At 72.7% G+C, this 18116-nt stretch carries 17 protein-coding genes; 8 read left to right on the forward strand and 9 right to left on the reverse strand.

The annotated features are described in order from the left end of the window. Positions 1–29: 29 nt before the first annotated feature. Positions 30–1496, reverse strand: coding sequence for an amino acid permease (locus Srubr_RS19195; RefSeq protein ID WP_189999329.1), 1467 nt, complete (start codon positions 1494–1496; stop codon positions 30–32). A gap of 220 nt (positions 1497–1716) precedes the next feature. On the opposite strand from Srubr_RS19195, the gene Srubr_RS19200 reads away from it, so the two are divergent. Further along, positions 1717–2553 (forward strand): MerR family transcriptional regulator, encoded by an 837-nt coding sequence (locus Srubr_RS19200; RefSeq protein ID WP_229926982.1) that lies wholly within the window; start codon positions 1717–1719, stop codon positions 2551–2553. A gap of 112 nt (positions 2554–2665) precedes the next feature. On the opposite strand, the gene Srubr_RS19205 is transcribed toward Srubr_RS19200, so the two are convergent. The 3 genes from Srubr_RS19205 to Srubr_RS19215 are packed head-to-tail and all read right to left on the reverse strand — an operon-like array spanning position 2666 to position 7326. Continuing rightward, positions 2666–4843 (reverse strand): 3-hydroxyacyl-CoA dehydrogenase NAD-binding domain-containing protein, encoded by a 2178-nt coding sequence (locus Srubr_RS19205; RefSeq protein WP_189999331.1) that lies wholly within the window; start codon positions 4841–4843, stop codon positions 2666–2668. Between the two features lie 41 nt (positions 4844–4884). Beyond that, positions 4885–6099: an acetyl-CoA C-acetyltransferase gene (locus Srubr_RS19210; protein WP_189999332.1), complete on the reverse strand. Its 1215-nt coding sequence runs from the start codon at positions 6097–6099 to the stop codon at positions 4885–4887. 42 nt (positions 6100–6141) lie between these two features. Continuing rightward, a complete protein-coding gene (locus Srubr_RS19215; protein WP_189999333.1) occupies positions 6142–7326 on the reverse strand; it encodes a CaiB/BaiF CoA transferase family protein in 1185 nt (394 codons plus the stop codon). 337 nt (positions 7327–7663) lie between these two features. Here Srubr_RS19215 and Srubr_RS19220 point away from each other — a divergent pair, with 337 nt between their 5' ends. Both Srubr_RS19220 and Srubr_RS19225 read left to right on the forward strand, forming a co-directional pair. Further along, positions 7664–8842, forward strand: a complete 1179-nt coding sequence (locus Srubr_RS19220; RefSeq protein WP_189999334.1) for a saccharopine dehydrogenase family protein — start codon at positions 7664–7666, stop codon at positions 8840–8842. 90 nt (positions 8843–8932) lie between these two features. Beyond that, the gene (locus tag Srubr_RS19225; RefSeq protein ID WP_189999335.1) at positions 8933–9121 is read left to right on the forward strand and encodes a hypothetical protein; all 189 of its coding nucleotides are present in this window, start codon (positions 8933–8935) and stop codon (positions 9119–9121) included. Here the strand turns inward: Srubr_RS19225 and Srubr_RS19230 are convergent. Then, entirely contained in the window at positions 9070–9828 is a 759-nt protein-coding gene (locus Srubr_RS19230; protein ID WP_189999336.1) for an endonuclease V, read from the reverse strand. The two genes, Srubr_RS19225 and Srubr_RS19230, sit on opposite strands and share 52 nt — an antisense overlap. Before the next feature lie 58 nt (positions 9829–9886). On the opposite strand from Srubr_RS19230, the gene Srubr_RS19235 reads away from it, so the two are divergent. Beyond that, the gene (locus tag Srubr_RS19235) at positions 9887–10183 is read left to right on the forward strand and encodes a YciI family protein (protein ID WP_189999337.1); all 297 of its coding nucleotides are present in this window, start codon (positions 9887–9889) and stop codon (positions 10181–10183) included. 9 nt (positions 10184–10192) lie between these two features. On the opposite strand, the gene Srubr_RS19240 is transcribed toward Srubr_RS19235, so the two are convergent. Beyond that, positions 10193–10531 carry a hypothetical protein gene (locus tag Srubr_RS19240; RefSeq protein WP_030618251.1) on the reverse strand — a complete coding sequence of 113 codons (339 nt, stop codon included), beginning with the start codon at positions 10529–10531 and terminating at the stop codon, positions 10193–10195. A gap of 308 nt (positions 10532–10839) precedes the next feature. Here Srubr_RS19240 and ssgD point away from each other — a divergent pair, with 308 nt between their 5' ends. From ssgD to Srubr_RS19260, 4 genes are all read left to right on the forward strand, one after another. Continuing rightward, the gene (gene ssgD / locus Srubr_RS19245) at positions 10840–11256 is read left to right on the forward strand and encodes a spore wall synthesis regulator SsgD (RefSeq protein ID WP_189999338.1); all 417 of its coding nucleotides are present in this window, start codon (positions 10840–10842) and stop codon (positions 11254–11256) included. 351 nt (positions 11257–11607) lie between these two features. Continuing rightward, entirely contained in the window at positions 11608–13233 is a 1626-nt protein-coding gene (locus tag Srubr_RS19250; protein ID WP_189999339.1) for an ABC-F family ATP-binding cassette domain-containing protein, read from the forward strand. Positions 13234–13358: 125 nt separating this feature from the next. Next, entirely contained in the window at positions 13359–14135 is a 777-nt protein-coding gene (gene ddaH, locus Srubr_RS19255) for a dimethylargininase (protein WP_189999340.1), read from the forward strand. 228 nt (positions 14136–14363) lie between these two features. Continuing rightward, entirely contained in the window at positions 14364–15338 is a 975-nt protein-coding gene (locus Srubr_RS19260; RefSeq protein WP_189999341.1) for an acyl-ACP desaturase, read from the forward strand. Positions 15339–15390: 52 nt separating this feature from the next. On the opposite strand, the gene Srubr_RS19265 is transcribed toward Srubr_RS19260, so the two are convergent. The 3 genes from Srubr_RS19265 to ligD all read right to left on the reverse strand — a co-directional run bounded on the left by Srubr_RS19265 (position 15391) and on the right by ligD (position 18061). Beyond that, positions 15391–15636, reverse strand: a complete 246-nt coding sequence (locus tag Srubr_RS19265; RefSeq protein ID WP_189999342.1) for a WhiB family transcriptional regulator — start codon at positions 15634–15636, stop codon at positions 15391–15393. Between the two features lie 221 nt (positions 15637–15857). Further along, entirely contained in the window at positions 15858–16934 is a 1077-nt protein-coding gene (locus Srubr_RS19270; protein ID WP_189999343.1) for a LacI family DNA-binding transcriptional regulator, read from the reverse strand. A 107-nt stretch (positions 16935–17041) separates the two neighbouring features. Further along, positions 17042–18061 carry a non-homologous end-joining DNA ligase gene (gene ligD, locus Srubr_RS19275; protein ID WP_189999344.1) on the reverse strand — a complete coding sequence of 340 codons (1020 nt, stop codon included), beginning with the start codon at positions 18059–18061 and terminating at the stop codon, positions 17042–17044. Positions 18062–18116: the final 55 nt, after the last annotated feature.

Genomic DNA, 18116 nt, shown 5'->3' on the forward strand with positions numbered 1-18116 from the left:
GCGCTGCCACTGACAATGGCGCCGAGCCGCTACTGCGGCAGCTCCGCCGAGGCCTTGGCGGCGTCCTTGGCCACCTGACGGCGGATGCCGAACCAGCCGACGACCAGCATGACGGCGATCACAGGGATCAGCAGCAGGGTCTTGCGGCCGACCTCCTCGTCGTTCCACATCATGCCGAGGCACACCAGCAGGAACACGACGGTGGCGATCTCGGTGACCGGGCTGAACTTCAGCTGGAAGTGCGGCCGGGTGACCAGGCCGGCGCGGGCGCGGCGGACGAAGATCACGTGGCAGATCATGATGATCACCCAGGTGCTGATGATGGCGAGCGAGGCGACGTTCAGCACGATCTCGAAGGCCTTGCTGGGCACCAGGTAGTTCAGGCCGACGCCGAGCACACAGACCGCGCAGGTCAGCAGGATGCCGCCGTAGGGCACCTGGCTGCGGCTCATCACGCGGGTGAACTTGGGCGCCGAGCCGGCCATGGCCATCGAGCGCAGGATGCGGCCGGTGGAGTACAGGCCGGAGTTCAGCGAGGACATGGCGGCGGTCAGCACGACCAGGTTCATCACGTCGCCGGCCGCCGGAACGCCGATCTTGGACAGCACGGTCACGAACGGGCTCTGGTCGGCGGAGTACACCGAACCCGGCAGCAGCAGGGCGAGCAGCACGACGGAGCCGACGTAGAACAGGCCCACCCGCCACATGATCGAGTTCACCGCGCGCGGGACGACCTTCTCCGGCTCGGCGGTCTCGCCGGCGGCCACGCCGACCAGCTCCAGGGCGGCGTAGGCGAAGATCACGCCCTGCATGACCAGGACGACGGGCATCAGCCCGTGCGGGAAGACGCCGCCGTGGTCGGTGATGACGCTCAGGCCCGGCTTGCTGCCGCCGACGTCGTGCTGGGTGGCCAGCAGGAAGATACCGATCAGCATGAAGCCCACGAGGGTGGCGACCTTGATGATCGCGAACCAGAACTCCAGCTCGCCGAAGACCTTCACCGAGATCAGGTTCACGGTGAGGACGACGGCGAGGGCGATCAGCGCCAGCACCCACTGGGGAATGGGGGTGAACATGCTCCAGTAGTGCGTGTACAGCGCGATCGCGGTGATGTCCGCGATGCCGGTGGTCGACCAGTTCAGGAAGTACATCCAGCCGGCGACATAGGCGCCCTTCTCACCGAGGAACTCGCGCGCGTACGACACGAAGGACCCGGAGGACGGACGGTAGAGGACCAGCTCGCCCAGGGCCCGCACGACGAAGAACGCGAAGACACCGCAGACCAGGTAGGCCAGGGCCAGCGCCGGACCGGCGTTGTGCAGGCGGCCGCCGGCGCCCAGGAACAGGCCGGTGCCGATGGCGCCGCCGATGGCGATCATGTTGACGTGGCGGGCCTTGAGGTCCTTGCTGTATCCGGCGTCGCCCGCGTCCGCGGGCGCTGCGGCCACCTGGGGTTGGGTGGTGGCCTGTGCCGATTCCACGGCTTCCTTGCTCACGGGTGGTTTCACTTCCTGGTGCGCCCGGACCTCGTGGATCCGGGGGTCGTGCAGGTCTTGGCCCGCACCACCCTTTGTCGCGGCACAGACCAAGGCAGCAGCTTCCCAGACAGATCACTGGTTAAGCGGTGGTCTACGTCACAGAGCGGTACTTCTCACACCACGCGCACGCACTCCCCGCGGGTTTCACACCATTGGTGAGACAGCGATACTGCTGTACATGACGACCGACACCGGGGAGCCCATCCTGACGATCGACGAGCTGGCCGCGCGGGCGGGCGTCACGGTCCGCACGGTCCGCTTCTACGGCACCAAGGGGCTGCTGCCGCCGCCGGTGATCGGTCCGCGCCGGGTGGGCCACTACGGCAGCGAGCACCTGGCCCGGCTGGCGCTGATCGAGGAGATGCAGCACCAGGGCATGACCCTGGCCGCGATCGAGCGGCACCTGCGGCAGCTGCCGGCCGACCTCGGCCCGCACGATCTGGCGATCCACCGGGCGGTGGTCGCCTCCTGGGCGCCGGACACCGTGGAGACCGTCTCCCGCCCGGAGCTGGAGCGGCGGGCGGGGCGGCGGCTGACCGGGGAGGACCTGGACCGGCTGGCGGCGATGAACGTGGTCACACCGGACGGGGAGGGGGACGAGGAGTCCTTCCGCGTGGACTGCGGGCTGCTGCGGCTCGCCGTGCAGCTGCTGGACGTGCCGCTGGCGCAGGAGACGATCCTGGCCGCGCGGACCGTGCTGACCGGCCACGCGCGGGCGGCGGCGCACGAGTTGTCGGACCTGCTGCGCGAGGCGGTGGCCGAACGCGACACGCGGGATGTGAAGTCCCTGTCGGCCCATATGCACCCGCTCGTGGTCCAGGCGCTGCTCACCACGTTCCAGCGGTCACTGCGGGAGGAACTGCGCCAGTGGCTGGACGGAGCGGACGGCCCGGACGAAGGCTACGGCGCTCACGACGGGGACGGTCCGGAGGGAGCGGTGGGCGCGGACGGCCTTGAACGAGCCGGGGGCGCGGACGACCCCCGACCCTCTGCGAACGCCGACGGCACCGCGTGAGCGGCGGCCCCGGACGGCCCTGACGAAGCGGACGGCCGGACGGCGCGGACAGCTGACGGCACGGCGCGCCCCGGGCGCGGGGTCCCGGGGCGCGCCGTCCGGGTGTGGCGGCTCAGCGGGCGTCGGTGAAGATCTCCCCCTGCTCCGCCTTCGCCACGAGCAGCGCGGGCGGGGTGAACCGGTCGCCGTAGCGCTCGGCCAGCTCGCGCGCGCGGGCGACGAAGCCGGGCAGGCCCCCTTCGTAGCCGTTGATGTACTGGAGCACACCGCCGGTCCAGCCGGGGAAGCCGATGCCGAGGAGGGAGCCGATGTTGGCGTCGGCGACCGAGGTCAGGACGCCCTCCTCCAGCAGGCGTACGGTGTCGAGCGCCTCGGCGAAGAGCATGCGCTCCCGCATGTCCCGGAACGGGATGTCGTGGCCGGGCTTGGTGAAGTGCTCGCGCAGCCCCGGCCAGAGTCCGGCCCGCTCGCCGTCCTCGGTGTAGTCGTAGAAACCGGCGCCGCCGCTGCGCCCGGTGCGGCCGAACTCGTCCACCATGCGGTCGACGACCGTCTCGGCCGGGTGCGCGGTCCAGGTGCCGCCGGCCTCCTCCACGGCCCTCTTGGTCTCGGCCCGGATCTTGCGGGGCAGGGTGAGCGTCAGCTCGTCCATGAGGGAGAGCACCTTGGCGGGGTAGCCGGCCTGGGCGGCGGCCTGTTCCACGGAGGCGGGCTCGACACCCTCGCCGACCATGGCGACGCCCTCGTTGATGAAGTGGCCGATCACCCGGGAGGTGAAGAAGCCCCGCGAGTCGTTGACGACGATCGGCGTCTTGTTGATCTGCCGGACCAGGTCGAAGGCGCGCGCGAGCGCCTCCTCGCCGGTGCGCTCGCCCTTGATGATCTCGACCAGCGGCATCTTGTCGACCGGTGAGAAGAAGTGCAGCCCGATGAAGTCGGCCTGGCGGTCGACGCCCTCGGCGAGCGTGGTGATCGGCAGGGTGGAGGTGTTGGAGCACAGCAGCGCGTCGGGGGCGACGACCGACTCGATCTCCTGGAACACCTTGTGCTTGAGGGCGGTGTCCTCGAACACGGCCTCGATGACCGCGTCACAGCCCGCGAGGTCGGCCGTCTCCGCCGTGGGGGTGATCCGGGCGAGCAGCGCGTCGGCCTTCTGCTGGCTGGTGCGGCCCTTGGCGACGGCCTTGGCGCACAGCTTCTCCGAGTAGCCCTTGCCCTTGGCCGCGGCTTCGGGGGAGACGTCCTTGAGGACGACGTCGATGCCCGCGCGGGCGCACGCGTAGGCGATGCCGGCGCCCATCATGCCGGCGCCGAGGACGGCCACCTTGCGCACCTGGCGGGGCTCGACGCCCTTGGGCCGGCTAGCGCCGGAGTTGACCGCCTGGAGGTCGAAGAAGAACGCCTGGATCATGTTCTTCGAGATCTGTCCGGCGGCCAGTTCCACGAAGTAGCGGGCCTCGATGACCTGGGCGGTCTCGAAGTCGACCTGGGAGCCCTCGACGGCCGCGGCGAGGATGTTGCGCGGGGCCGGGTAGGGGGCGCCGTTCGTCTGCTTGCGCAGGTTGGCCGGGAAGGCGGGCAGGTTGGCGGCGAACTTCGGGTGGGCCGGGGTGCCGCCGGGGATCTTGTAGCCCGGCGTGTCCCAGGGCTGCCGGGACTCGGGGTGGGCGTCGATGAACGCGCGGGCCTTGGCGATCAGTTCCTCGCGGGTCTCGGCCACCTCGTGGACCAGGCCGTTGTCCCGGGCCCGCCGGGCGTTGTACTGGGTGCCCTGCAGAAGCACCTTCAGCAGGGCGTCCGCGATGCCCAGCAGGCGTACGGTGCGCACCACTCCGCCGCCGCCGGGGAGCAGCCCGAGGGTGACCTCGGGGCAGCCGATCCGGGTGCCGGGGGTGTCCAGGGCGATCCGGTGGTGGCAGGCGAGGGCCAGTTCGAAGCCGCCGCCGAGGGCCGCGCCGTTGATCGCCGCGACGACCGGTTTGCCGAGGGTCTCGATGCGGCGCAGGTCGCGCTTGATGGCGAGGCCGCCGTCGAACAGTTCCTGTGCGGTCTCGGGGGTGACCTGGATGAGGTCGCGCAGGTCGCCGCCGGCGAAGAAGGTCTTCTTGGCCGAGGTGAGGATGACGCCGCGGATGGAGTCCCGTTCGGCCTCCAGCCGGTCGGTGATCACGGCGAGGGAGTCGCGGAACGCCTGGTTCATGGTGTTCGCGGACTGGTCCGGGTCGTCCAGGACGAGGGTGACGACACCGGTGTCGTCCTGCTCCCAGCGGATGGTGGTGCTCTCGGTCATGACAGTCGTCTCCGTTGAAGTCGCTTGGTTCCGCGGGGAGTTCAGATACGTTCGAGGACGGTGGCGATGCCCATGCCGCCGCCGACGCACAGCGTGGCGAGGCCGTAGCGCTTGTCCTGGCGCTCCAGTTCGTCGACGAGGGTGCCGAGGATCATCGCGCCGGTGGCGCCGAGCGGGTGGCCGAAGGCGATGGCGCCGCCGTTGACGTTGATCTTGTCCAGGCTCAGGCCCATGTCCTTCGCGTAGCGCAGGACGACCGCGGCGAACGCCTCGTTGATCTCGACCAGGTCGATGTCGTCGATGGTGAGACCGGCCTTGGCCAGGGCCTTGCGGCTGGCGGGGGCGGGGCCGGTGAGCATGATGGTCGGCTCGGAGCCGGAGACGGCGGCGGAGACGATCCGCGCGCGCGGGGTGAGGCCGTGGCGTTCGCCGGCCTCGCGGGAGCCGATCGCGACGAGCGCGGCGCCGTCCACGATGCCGGAGGAGTTGCCCGCGTGGTGGACGTGGTCGATCTTCTCCACCCAGTGGTACCTCTGGAGCGCGACGGCGTCGAAGCCGCCCAGGTCGCCGATGTCCGCGAAGGACGGCTTGAGCCCCGCGAGGGAGTCGGCGGTGGTGCCGGGGCGCGGGTGCTCGTCGTGGTCGAGGACGACCAGGCCGTTGCGGTCCTTGACGGGGACCACGGAGCGTTCGAAGCGGTTCTCCTTCCAGGCGGTGGCGGCGCGCTCCTGGGACAGGGCCGCGTACTCGTCCACGTCGCGGCGGGAGAAGCCCTCGATGGTGGCGATCAGGTCGGCGCTGATGCCCTGCGGGACGAAGTCGACGGCGAGGTTGGTCATCGGGTCGTTGAACCAGGCGCCGCCGTCCGAGGCCATCGGGACGCGGGACATGGACTCGACGCCGCCGGCCAGGACCAGGTCCTCCCAGCCGGCCCGGACCTTGGCGGCGGCCAGGTTGACGGCCTCCAGGCCGGAGGCACAGAAGCGGTTTTCCTGGACGCCCGCGACGGTGTCCGGCAGCCCGGCGGCGAGGGCGGCGATCCGGGCGATGTCGGAACCCTGGTCGCCGACGGGGCTGACGACGCCGAGCACGATGTCGTCGATCCCGGCCGGGTCGAGGTCCGGGAAGCGGTCCCGGATCTCGTGGATGAGGCCGACGACCAGGTCGATGGGCTTCGTGCCGTGCAGGGCGCCGTTCGCCTTGCCGCGCCCGCGGGGGGTGCGGATCGCGTCGTACACGTACGCTTCGGTGCTCACTGGGGTGCCTTTCGGGAGGGTGGGCCGGGCGGGGTCGGCGGGTCAGCCGCCGTCGGTGATCGCGTCTTCGGTGGCCGGGGCGTCGGGGCCGCCGGCGGGGCGGGGCGGTATGCGCCAGTCCCGGGCGACCGCCGCGGTGTCCGCGCCGGGCCGGGCGGGGCCGGTGCGGACGGTGGCCGGGGTGGCGGAGAACCGGGGGGCGGGGGCGGGCTGGGTGATGCCGTCGTGGTCGGTGAAGGTGGCGCGGGCGGCCAGGTGCGGGTGGTGCGGGGCCTCGCGCAGGCCGAGCACGGGTGCCACGCAGGCGTCGGAGTCCTCGAAGACGGCCGTCCACTCGGCCCGGGTGCGGGTCTTGAAGGCGGCGGCGATCCGTTCGCGCAGCTCCCCCCAGCGGGTGAGGTCGGTGCGGGCGGAGGCGAGGGGGGCGAGGCCCAGCAGGCGCAGGAACTCGTCGTAGAACTTCTCTTCCAGGGCGCCGACCGCCATGTACCGGCCGTCGGCGGTCTCGTAGGTGCCGTAGTACGGGCAGCCGCCGTCCAGGAGGTTGGCGGCGCGCCGGTCCTGCCAGCCGCCGGCGGCGAGCATGGCGTGGATCATCGTGGACAGGTGGGCCGTGCCGTCGACGATGGCCGCGTCGACCACCTGGCCGGTGCCGGTCGCGCGCGCGTGGTGCAGGGCGGCGAGCACGCCGACGACCAGGTAGAGGGCGCCGCCCGCGTAGTCCCCGAGGAGGTTGGCGGGCACGGCCGGGGGTTCGTCCGGGCGGCCGATCATGCCGAGGGTGCCGGTGAGCGCGATGTAGGCGATGTCGTGGCCGGCGCGGTGGGCGAGGGGGCCGTCCTGGCCCCAGCCGGTCATCCGGCCGTAGACCAGGCGGGGGTTGCGGGCGTGGCAGTCGCCGGGGCCGACGCCGAGCCGTTCGGCGACGCCCGGGCGGTAGCCCTCCACGAGGATGTCGGCCCGTTCGGCGAGGTCCAGGACGCGTGCGGGGCCGTCCGGCGCCTTGAGGTCGACCACCACGGAGCGCTTGTTGCGGTTGGTGAGGTCGCGGGCCGGGTCGAGGCCGAGGCCCGCGCCGCCCGGGCGGTCCACCCGGACCACGTCGGCGCCCAGGTCGGCCAGCAGCATGGCGGCGAACGGGCCGGGCCCGATGCCGGCCAGTTCGACCACGCGCACGCCGGAGAGCGGGCCGGTACCCGGCGCCGGCGGCGTCTGTGCCGTTGTCATCCGTCCAGCCCCCATGCGTGTGTGACACCGTTGCTGTAACACCGGTGATGCTAAGAACGTGTTCCACCGAACACAAGACCCAACGAGCAAGCGCTTAGCCAAGTGCCCGGCGCGTCAGCCATCACCCGGACGAGTGAACGGGACCGCGCCTCCCCCGCCGTCCGCGCGGTGCCGGCACGCCCGCCGGGGCGGGTGTGCCGGCTCCCGCGGGCGCGGGGTGTTCCTGACTGCGGGCACCGCTGCCTCCGGGCTGGTCCTCGGACTGCGCACTCCTCACGCTAGCCTCGGCCACCGACAGCGGCGCGAGCTGCGCCGGGGTGTGCGGACAAGGGGTGACATGAGCAGCATCGGCAGGGCCGGCCGTCCCTACGACCTCGTGCTCTTCGGAGCCACGGGCTTCGTCGGCACGCTCACGGCCCGCTATCTCGCCGAGCACGCGCCGCGCGGGCTGCGCTGGGCGGTCGCCGGCCGTGACGAACGGCGGCTGGAACGGCTGCGGGAGAGCCTGCCCGGCGGCGAGGGCATCGGCGTCCTGCGGGCCGACACGGGCGAACCGGCCACCCTGCGCGCGCTCGCCGGGCACGCGCGCGTGGTCGCCACGACCGTCGGACCGTACGTGCTCCACGGCGAGGAACTCGTCGCCGCCTGCGCCGACAGCGGCACCGACTACCTGGACCTCACGGGCGAGCCGGAGTTCGTGGACCTGATGTACGTCCGGTACGACGCACGCGCGCGGGAGACGGGCGCGCGCCTGGTGCACGCCTGCGGCTTCGACTCGGTCCCGCACGACCTCGGCGTGTACGTCACGGTCCGCCAACTGCCCGAGGGCGTGCCGCTGACCGTGGACGGCTACGTGACCGTGGACGCGGCCTTCTCCGGCGGCACCCTCGCCTCCGCGCTGAACCAGCTGGCCCGCGCCGGGCGGATGCGGGCCGCAGCCCGCGAACGGGCCCGGCACGAGCCGCGGCTGCCGGGCCGCCGGGTCACGACGCCGCCCGGCGCGCCGAGGTTCGCCCCGGAGGCCGGCGCCTGGGCGCTGCCGCTGCCCACCATCGACCCGCAGGTCGTGCGCCGTTCGGCGCGGGCGCTGGAGCGGTACGGCCCGGACTTCCGCTACCGCCACTACGCCGCCGTACGCCACTTGCCGGTCGCCCTCGGCGGGGCCGCCGCCGTCGGCGCGCTGGCGGTCGCGGCCCAGTTGCCGCCCGTGCGGCGCCGGGTGTCGGACCTGCTCCGGCCGGGCGACGGCCCGGGCCCGGACAAGCGGGCGAAGAGCTGGTTCCGGGTGCGGTTCGTCGGCGAGGGCGGCGGGGAGCGCGTGTACACCGAGGTCGCGGGCGGCGACCCGGGCTACGACGAGACGGCGAAGATGTTCGCCGAGGCCGCCCTCTGCCTGGCCTTCGACGAGCTGCCGCCGACGGCCGGCCAGGTCACCACCGCCGAGGCGATGGGCGACGCCCTGACCGAACGGCTGCGCGCGGCCGGGATCACCTTCCGGGTGGCGGCGCGGCGCTGACCGGAACACGTCGGTCCCGGCCCGCCCGCCGGTGCCCGGCTGCGACGATGGGGCCTTGACCGGAGTGTCCCCCGAGGAGGCGGAGCGCACGTGAAGTTCGTGCTGGAAGTGACCGTGGACGACGCTGTGGAGGCGCAGGACCGGGCGCGCGAACTGGAGCGCATCCTGCGCTACTGGGGTGGCAACCTGCGCCACTACGCCGTGGAACCCGGTGCCGGTTCGGCCGTCTACGACTCGGCGTACCAGGAGGTGGGCGCCTGGCGGGTCGTGGCGTCCTGACCGCCGGTGCCGGCCAGGCGCCGCGCCGCCTCGCGCAGGGCCCGCCGGCACAGGGCGTCGGCCCGGCGCGTGGTCTCCGGGAGCCGGAACCGCGGGGTCAGCGCGAGGGTGTGCGCCACGGCACCGGGCAGGCCCACCCGGTGGCCGACGGAAACGAAGACCGGTTTCACGCCGTCCCTGGTGCGCAGGGCGCGCCCGACCTCCTCGGCTCCCGCCATCAGCGGCGCGTCGGCGCCGCGCGCCGGGCCGGGGTCGTCGTGGGTGAAGGTGAACGGGTTCTTGGCGACGCCGATGACCGGCAGGTCCGTGAGCACCCCGAGGTGGCTGGCCAGGCCGAAGCGGCGCGGATGGGCGAGGCCGTAGCCGTCGCACACGACGAGGCCGGGCGGGACGGGCAGCCGGTCCAGCGCGGCCAGCACGGCCGGGAGCTCCCGGAAGGCGAGGAGTCCGGGCACGTACGGGAAGGAGACCCGGCCGACGGCCGTCGCCTCCGCGACGACGTCCAGGGTGGCGGCGTCCAGCACCACGGCGGCCGCCGCGACCAGGTCCAGCTCGTCGTCGTAGGCGACGTCGACGCCGGTGACCCGGCCGGTGCCGGGCGGGGGGCCGGGCTCGTGGAGCACCACTCGGCCGCGCAGCTCGTCCTGGACGGCGCGGGCCTCCTCCTCGGTAGCGGGCCAGCCCGCGGGTACGCCAACGATCGTCACGGGGGTGACTGTACGGTTCGCCGGTGGCCTGCGGCGGGGCGGGGGTAGGCTCCTGATCATGTTCGTCCTGGAGCTGACCTACACCGCGCCCCTCGATGCCGTGGACGCCGTTCTGCCCGACCACGTGGCCTGGCTGGAGCGGCAGTACGACAAGGGCCTGTTCCTCGCCTCCGGGCGCAAGAACCCCCGCGACGGCGGGGTGATCCTGGCCGTCACGGGGGATCGCGCGGAGATCGAGGAGGTCGTCGCCACCGACCCGTTCGTCACCGCCGGGATGTGCTCCTACCGCGTCATCGAGTTCCTCGCCACGAAGACGGCCCCCGAGCTGGAGCGGCACCGGCAGACGCTGGGCTGAGCCGGCGGGTCATCCCTTCTTGCGGTCCAGCGCGCGCTGCAACTGCTCCTTGTTCATGTGCGAACGGCCTTCGATGCCGCGCTGCCTGGCCTCGTTGTACAACTGGTCGCGGGTCGGGCCGTGCGAGCCGACCCGGTTGCCGGACCGCTGACCGCCCCGCTTGCCGGACGACATGTCCTGGGTCGAGGTGCGGCTGGCGGTCTTGGACTCGCCGGAGCGGGCGCGTTCCTTGTTCACCGTCCGCGCGGCGATCTCCTTGGCGCGCCCGGTGCTCTCGCCCCGGTCCTGCGCGCTCTTCTTGATGTGCTCGTACTGACGCTCGCGCTTGGGGCTGGAACCGGCTGGCATGATCGCTCCTTTCCTTCGCGGCACAGGGACGAGTACCCGTCTCACGGACGCTCACGTCACCGGACCGGCCACCGTCCCCATCCGGTGTGCCGGGCCCCGGCGCGGGCCCGCCGGGGCGCGTCCAGGCAGCCGGGTCGCGCCGGCGCGCGGCGGGAGACGGGCCGACCGGACCGTGCCCCCCGTGCATGAACGCGGTGACCGAGGTCACTCGGTCCGGGGGTGCACGCACCGGCCGTTTCCGTCGTCTCTTCTTGTGCCGGGTGTGGGCGCATCCGGGCGCTGTCCAGCCGTCACGAGGGAGCAAGGCGTTGTCCACCGTCATCGAGCAGCCCGTAGAGGCCCGTCTCGTCGCCGCCGCACCGCGCATGCCGAGCATTCCCGCCACGCTGCGCTACGACCGGCGTGACCCGTTCGCCGTCCGCATGACCTTCCCGGCGCCGGCCACCCTGGAGGGCGTCGACGTGTGCTGGACCTTCGCCCGCGAGCTGCTGACGGCCGGGCTGGAGGACCGCGCGGGCCAGGGTGACGTCCGCGTGCGGCCGTACGGGTACGACCGCACGGTGCTGGAGTTCCACGCCCCGGAAGGCACCGCGATCGTGCATGTGCGCTCGGGCGAGATACGGCGGTTCCTCAAGGCCGCGGACGAACTGGTCCCCGCCGGCCTGGAACACCTCCAGCTCGACCTGGACCACGGCCTCGCCGAGCTGATGCGGGACACCTGCTGAAGGGCACGCGCGCGTGGGACGCCCGGTGAACGGCACGCGCGCGTGGGGAACGCCTCGCTCAGCGCCAGAAGCACCTCGGTGGAAATCGCGTTGACACCCCCTTCCCGCCGCTCGTACGGTGTTCAGCGGTTCTGTTGCCGTCGATTGGAGAAGGACGTTGCTCGTCTGAGGTCCCGAGACACCGCGTCGCACCGGTGAGGTGTGCGCGGCGTACGACGACCTCGGCGTCCGAGCCGTCCCCCAGGCACAGGCCCCTTCTTCCGCGGCCCTTCCCTGCCCGGCCCTTCGGTTTCCGCCTCGCGGTGTCTCGACACGCGTCCACCCGAACGCCCACACCCTCGCGAGGCGCCCATGTCCGCTTCCCTCACCTGTACCTCCCTGTCCTTCGCCTGGCCCGACGGCACCGCCGTCTTCGACGGACTCGACATCGCGTTCGGCCCCGGCCGGACCGGGCTCGTCGGCGTCAACGGATCGGGCAAGTCCACCCTGCTCAAGCTGTTGGCCGGGGAACTCGCCCCGGCCGACGGCACCGTCAAGGCGACCGGCGAGATCGGCCACCTCCCGCAGAACGTCACCCTGGACACCTCGCTCCGGGTCGACCAGGCCCTCGGCATCGCCGAGCGGCGGGCCGCCCTGCACGCCATCGAGGCGGGCGACGTCTCCGAGGAGCACTTCGAGACCGTCGGCGACGACTGGGACGTCGAGGAGCGCGCCCTGGCCACCCTCGGCGAACTCGGCCTCGGCCACATCGGCCTGGACCGGACCGTCGGCGAGGTGTCCGGCGGCGAGTCGGTGCTGCTGCGGCTCGCCGCGCTGCTGCTGCGCCGCCCGGACATCCTGCTGCTCGACGAACCCACCAACAACCTCGACCTGTACGCGCGCCGGCGGCTCCACCAGGCCGTCGGCGCCTGGCCGGGCGTCCTGGTCGTGGTCAGCCACGACCGGGAACTGCTCGACCTGGTCGACCGGATCGCGGACCTGCGCGCGGGCGAGGTGACCTGGTACGGCGGCAACTTCTCGGCTTATGAGGAGGCGCTGGCCGTCGAGCAGGAGGCGGCCGAGCGCATGGTGCGCGTCGCCGAGGCCGATGTGCGCAAGCAGAAGCGCGAACTGGCCGACGCCCAGGTGAAACTGGCCCGCCGCAAGCGGTACGGCCAGAAGATGTACGACTCCAAGCGCGAGCCGAAGATCGTCATGGGTGCGCGCAAACGCGCCGCCCAGGAGTCGGCGGGCAAGCACCGCATCCTGCACGAGGAACGGCTCGCCGAGGCCAGGGAACGGCTGGACGATGCGGTGGAGGCCGTACGGGACGACGACGAGATCCGCGTCGAACTGCCGTACACGGCCGTGCCGCCCGGGCGGCAGGTGCTCACCCTGGAGAATGTGGAAACCGCCTGCCACGCGCGCGTGCCGGGCATCCTGGAGCTGCGCGGCCCGGAGCGGATCGCGCTCGTCGGCCGCAACGGCGCCGGCAAGACGACGCTGCTGCGGACCGTCGCCGGCCAACTGGCGCCGGTGGCCGGCACCGTGACGGCCCACGTGCCGTTGCGGTTCCTGCCGCAGCGGCTGGATGTGCTGGACGACGGCCTGTCGGTGGCCGAGAACGTGGCCCGGTTCGCGCCGGACGCCACCAACAACCGGATCCGGGCCCGTCTCGCCCGCTTCCTTTTCCGGGGCGCCCGGGCCGACCAGAAGGCGGGCTCCCTCTCCGGCGGCGAGCGCTTCCGGGCGGCCCTGGCCGCGCTGCTGCTCGCCGAGCCGGCACCGCAGTTGCTGCTGCTGGACGAGCCGACGAACAACCTGGACCTGGCCAGCGTCCGGCAGCTGACCCAGGCCCTGGAGTCGTACGAGGGCGCGCTGCTCGTCGCCGCCCACGACCTGCCGTTCCTGGAGTCGATCGGGATCACCCGCTGGCTGCTGCTGGAGGGAGGCGAGCTGACGGAGACCACGCCCGAGGCGCTCGGCGGACCGGTCTGACCGGGCGGCCCGGACACACACCCGGTGACCAGGGTTTTGTCCTGGCCGGAGCGCGCTGCATGATGACGGACCGGCGCCGAGTGACCGGCGCCGGCCACCGCACCGACCGATACGAAAGGCCCGTCGTGCCCAGCAAGAAGGCCCTCGTCCGCCGCCCCAGCCCCCGCCTCGCCGACGGCCTGGTGACGCACATCGCGCGGGAGCAGGTCGACGTGGGGCTCGCCGTGGAGCAGTGGGAGGCCTATGTGGCGGCCCTGCGCGCGCACGGCTGGGAGACCATCGAGGTCGAACCGGCCGACGACTGCCCGGACTCGGTGTTCGTCGAGGACACCGTCGTCATGTTCCGGAACGTGGCGTTGATCACCCGTCCGGGTGCCGCCGCCCGGCGCGCGGAGACCGCCGGTGTGGAGGAGGCGGTGGCGAGCCTCGGCTGCTCGGTGAACTGGATCTGGGATCCGGGCACGCTGGACGGCGGTGACGTCCTCAAGGTCGGCGACACCGTGTACGTGGGCCGCAGCGGGCGCACCAACGCGGCCGGTGTGCAGCAGCTACGCGCGGCCTTCGAACCGCTGGGCGCCCGGGTGGTGGCCGTCCCGGTGAGCAAGGTGCTGCACCTGAAGTCGGCGGTGACCGCGCTGCCCGACGGCACGGTGATCGGGCACATCCCGCGGGTGGACCGGCCGTCGCTGTTCCCGGGGTTCCTGTCGGTGCCGGAGGAGTCCGGGGCGCACGTGGTGCTGCTGGGCGGCGGCAAGCTGCTGATGGCGGCGAGCGCGCCGCGCACGGCGGAGCTGCTGAGCGATCTCGGTCATGACGTGGTCACGGTCGACATCAGCGAGTTCGAGAAGCTGGAGGGCTGTGTGACCTGCCTCTCCGTGCGCCTGCGGGAGTTGTACGCCTGATCGGGTGATTCCGCCCCTTCGACAGCCCCGGGACCTGCGGGTCCCGGGGCTGTCCGGCGTGCGCGGGAGCCCGGTCGGCGAGGCTGATCAGCGGTTCTTTACCGCCGTCTTAACCTACGGCTACGTAACCTACGGATTCGTAGCCTACGATCACGTAGGTTCCCGGCACCGCTCGCCGGGCCGTTCCCCTTCCCCACGCCCCATGTCCGGCGTCCCCCTGGAGTTCCTGTGACGATCACTTCCCCTCACCTCGGCAGCCCGTCCGTCTGGACCGACGCGCGGCTCCTGTACGCACTGGAGGAAGTGGTCGAAAAGGAACTGAACCGGCATCTGAAGGTCGCCAAGGACTGGATGCCGCACGAGTACGTACCGTGGAGCGACGCCCGTAACTTCCCCGGTCTGTTCGAGGACGGGGAGGCCTGGGAGAAGGGCCAGTCGAAGGTGACGGAGGTCGGCCGTATCGCCCTGGTGGTCAACCTGCTCACCGAGGACAACCTGCCGAGCTACCACCACGAGATCGCCACGCTGTTCGGCCGCGACGGCGCCTGGGGCACCTGGGTGCACCGCTGGACGGCCGAGGAGGGCCGGCACGGCATCGTGATGCGCGACTATCTGCTGGCCTCGCGCGCGGTGGACCCCGACCAGCTGGAACGCTTCCGTATGGCGCACATGAGCGAGGGCTTCGAGTCCGACAACGGGCACTCGATGCTGCACTCGATCGCCTACGTCGCCTTCCAGGAGCTGGCCACGCGGATCTCGCACCGCAACACCGGCCACCAGTCCGGGGACCCGGTCTGCGACCGCATGCTGGCCCGCATCGCGACCGACGAGAACCTGCACATGGTGTTCTACCGCAACCTGCTCAAGGCCGCCTTCGAGCTCGCCCCCGACCTGACGATGCGGGCGGTCCGGGACGTCGTGGTGGACTTCCGCATGCCCGGCCACGGCATCCCCGGCTTCGAGCGGGCCGCCGCGCAGATGGCGATCGGCGAGGTGTACAACCTGCGCATCCACCACGACGACGTGCTGCAGCCGGTGCTGCGCTTCCTGAAGGTCATGGAGATCGACGGCCTCGGCCCCGAGGGCCTGAGGGCGCAGGAGGAACTCGGCCTGTTTCTGGGCGGGCTGAACGCGGAGGCGTCGAAGTTCGACGAGAAGCTGGCCGCGCGCAAGGCCCGGATGGCGGCGCGCGCCGGGGGCTGACGCCCCGCACTCGGCCCGGGCGGTCGGCGGGCGGTGTGCCGGAGGGCCGGGATCAGCGGGCGGTGCGCCGCAGGGCCAGGCGTTCCTTCTCCGACAGGCCGCCCCAGACGCCGAACCGCTCGTCGTGGGCGAGGGCGTACTCCAGGCAGGCCGGGCGCAGCTCGCACATGGCGCAGATGCGCTTCGCCTCGCGCACCGAGCTGCCGGGCTCGGGGAAGAAGAAGTCCGGCCCGGTCTGTGCGCACAGGGCCTGCGTCCGCCAGGTGTCGTCGGCCGGTGTGATGGTGTCTGAGTGCATGGCAAGGAGCCTGCCCCAGACAGAAAAACGTTCGATCAACGCCGGCTCAACGGCGTACCCGGGGCCGTCGGCCGCCGGCCCCCGAACCGCCCCGATGATGCCCCTGGTTCCCGGTACGCGCACGGCGGCGCGCGGGACCGGTGTGAAAAGCCGAGGGCCCCGGGGAAGCGGGTGCCGGCGTGGTGTTCCGGCGGCGCTTGTCCGGCCGGCCCGCGGGCGGCTCACGCGGAGGCGCGGCGTATCAGGGTGGTCGGCAGGATCACGCCCTTGCCCCGCGTGTCCGGGGCGCCGGCCGTCGTACGCTCCCGGTCCCGGCCGCCGGGCAGACCGTCCAGCAGCAGCCGGGCCATCAGGCGGCCCATTCCCTCGATGTCCTGACGTACCGTCGTCAGCGGCGGGTCGGTCTGCTCGGCGACCGGCGCCATGTCGTCGAAGCCGGCCACGGCCACGTCCTCGGGCACCCGCCGGCCGCTCTCGCGCAGCACCCGCAGGGCGCCGAGCGCGCTGAGGTCGTTGGCGGCGAACACGGCGTCGACGTCCGGGCAGCGGGCCAGCAGTTCCCGCATGGCGCGCTCGCCACCGGCCGGGGTGAAGTCGCCCTCCGCGACCAGCCGGGGATCGTACGCGCCGGGCACCTCGGCGACGGCGTCCCGGTAGCCGTCGAGCCGGTCCGCCGCCGAGGTCTGGTCCAGTGCGCCGGTGAGGTGGGCGACGCGCCGGCGGCCGAGGTCCAGCAGGTGCCGTACCGCCGCCCGGGCCCCGCCCCGGTTGTCGCAGTCGACGTACACCACGCCGGGGTCCGGCGCCCCGGGGTCCGCGCTCCGGTGGGGGCGTCCGCCGAACACGGTGGGCACCCCGGCGGCACGGATGAGGCCGGGCAGCGGGTCGTCCAGGTGCAGGGAGAACACGAGCGCGCCGTCGACATGGCCGCCGGCGAGATAGCGGGCCACGCGGGTGTGGTCGGCGCGGCCCTCGGTGAGCAGCAGCACCAGTTGGTTGTCGTGCGCGGTGAGTTCCTTGCTGATGCCGCGCAGCTGGAGCGCGAAGAAGGGATCGGCGAAGACCCGGGTCTCGGGCTCGGCGACGACGACCGCGACCGCGTCGTGGCGCCGGGTCACCAGGCTGCGTGCCGCCTGGTTGGGGACGTAGCCCAGTTCCGCCACGGCCCGCCGGACCCGCTCGGCCAGGGGTGCGCGGACCCCGTCGCCGCCGTTGACCACCCGGGACGCGGTGGCCCGGGACACTCCGGCCCGCGCGGCCACGGCCTCCAGGGTGGGACGCGACACGGCCTCGGTCACTTCGGGACACCCCCTCCTCGGCGGCCGGCCCTCAGGATAGCCGCGGGGGCGCCGGCGCTCCGCTTCCCGGGCCGCGCCGTGATGTGCCACCCGCTCCCGGCCGGGGCTCAGTCCGACGGGGTGCGGCGGGCCCGGCTCGGCTGGACGCGGGTGGGCTCGCCGGGCATCTTCGGGTATTCCGGCGGGTACGGCAGGTCGCCCAGGCCGTGGTCGTGTTCGTCCCGCCGGGCCAGTTCCAGCAGCGCGTCCAGGGAGTAGGCGTGGTCGTCCATGTCGGCGTGCACGTCGCCGAGTTCGGCGAACCGGGCGGGCATGGTGGCGAGGTCGAAGTCACGGGGGTGGGCGACGCCGACCTCCTCCCAGCGCAGGGGCGCGGAGACGGGGGCGTGCGGGCGGGGACGCACCGAATAGGCGGAGGCGATGGTGCGGTCCCGTGCCGTCTGGTTGTAGTCCAGGAAGATGCGGCGCCCGCGCTCCTCCTTCCACCACTTGATGGTGACGTGCTCGGGCATCCGGCGTTCCATCTCCCGGCCGACCGCGATCGCCGCGCGCCGCACCTGGGTGAAGGTCCAGCGGGGTTCGATGGGGACGAAGACGTGCAGCCCCCGGCCGCCGGAGGTCTTCGGCCAGCCGCGCAGACCGCCGAACTCCTCCAGTACCGCGCGCAGTTCGTGGGCGGCGCGGGCCGCGTCGGCGTAGTCGGTGCCGGGCTGCGGGTCGAGGTCGACGCGGAGTTCGTCGGGGTGGTCGACATCGGTGGCGCGGACCGGCCAGGGGTGGAAGGTGAGGGTGCCGTACTGGGCGGCCCACACCACGGCGGCCTCCTCGGTGGGGCACATCTCGTCGGCGCTGCGGCCGCTGGGGAAGGTGATGTGGGCGGTCGGGATCCAGTCGGGCATGCTCTTGGGCGCCCGCTTCTGGAAGAACCACTCGCCGCCGACGCCGTCCGGGTAGCGCTCCAGGGTGGTGGGGCGGTCGCGCAGGGCACGCAGGATGCCGGGGGCGACCGAGACGTAGTACCGGGCGAGGTCCAGCTTGGTGAAGCCCCGCTCCGGGAAGAACACCTTGTCCGGGCTGGACAGCCGTACGGTCCGGCCGCCGACCTCCAGTTCCACCGCATCACCCATGCGGCCACCGTAGGCGCACCCCGCACACCTCGCATACCGGGCGAAGCCGTATGCA

Origin of the sequence: Streptomyces rubradiris, from assembly GCF_016860525.1 — a bacterium.
GTDB classification, from domain to species: domain Bacteria; phylum Actinomycetota; class Actinomycetes; order Streptomycetales; family Streptomycetaceae; genus Streptomyces; species Streptomyces rubradiris.

Excerpts from the sequence above, each read along its gene's own strand:
- Srubr_RS19235 (WP_189999337.1), top strand. The coding sequence starts at position 9,887 with ATGTTCGTCCTGGAGCTGACCTACACCGCGCCCCTCGATGCCGTGGAC.
- Srubr_RS19220 (WP_189999334.1), top strand. The coding sequence starts at position 7,664 with ATGAGCAGCATCGGCAGGGCCGGCCGTCCCTACGACCTCGTGCTCTTC.
- Srubr_RS19240 (WP_030618251.1), bottom strand. The coding sequence starts at position 10,531 with ATGCCAGCCGGTTCCAGCCCCAAGCGCGAGCGTCAGTACGAGCACATC.
- Srubr_RS19250 (WP_189999339.1), top strand. The coding sequence starts at position 11,608 with ATGTCCGCTTCCCTCACCTGTACCTCCCTGTCCTTCGCCTGGCCCGAC.
- Srubr_RS19200 (WP_229926982.1), top strand. The coding sequence starts at position 1,717 with ATGACGACCGACACCGGGGAGCCCATCCTGACGATCGACGAGCTGGCC.
- Srubr_RS19215 (WP_189999333.1), bottom strand. The coding sequence starts at position 7,326 with ATGACAACGGCACAGACGCCGCCGGCGCCGGGTACCGGCCCGCTCTCC.
- Srubr_RS19205 (WP_189999331.1), bottom strand. The coding sequence starts at position 4,843 with ATGACCGAGAGCACCACCATCCGCTGGGAGCAGGACGACACCGGTGTC.
- ligD (WP_189999344.1), bottom strand. The coding sequence starts at position 18,061 with ATGGGTGATGCGGTGGAACTGGAGGTCGGCGGCCGGACCGTACGGCTG.
- Srubr_RS19265 (WP_189999342.1), bottom strand. The coding sequence starts at position 15,636 with ATGCACTCAGACACCATCACACCGGCCGACGACACCTGGCGGACGCAG.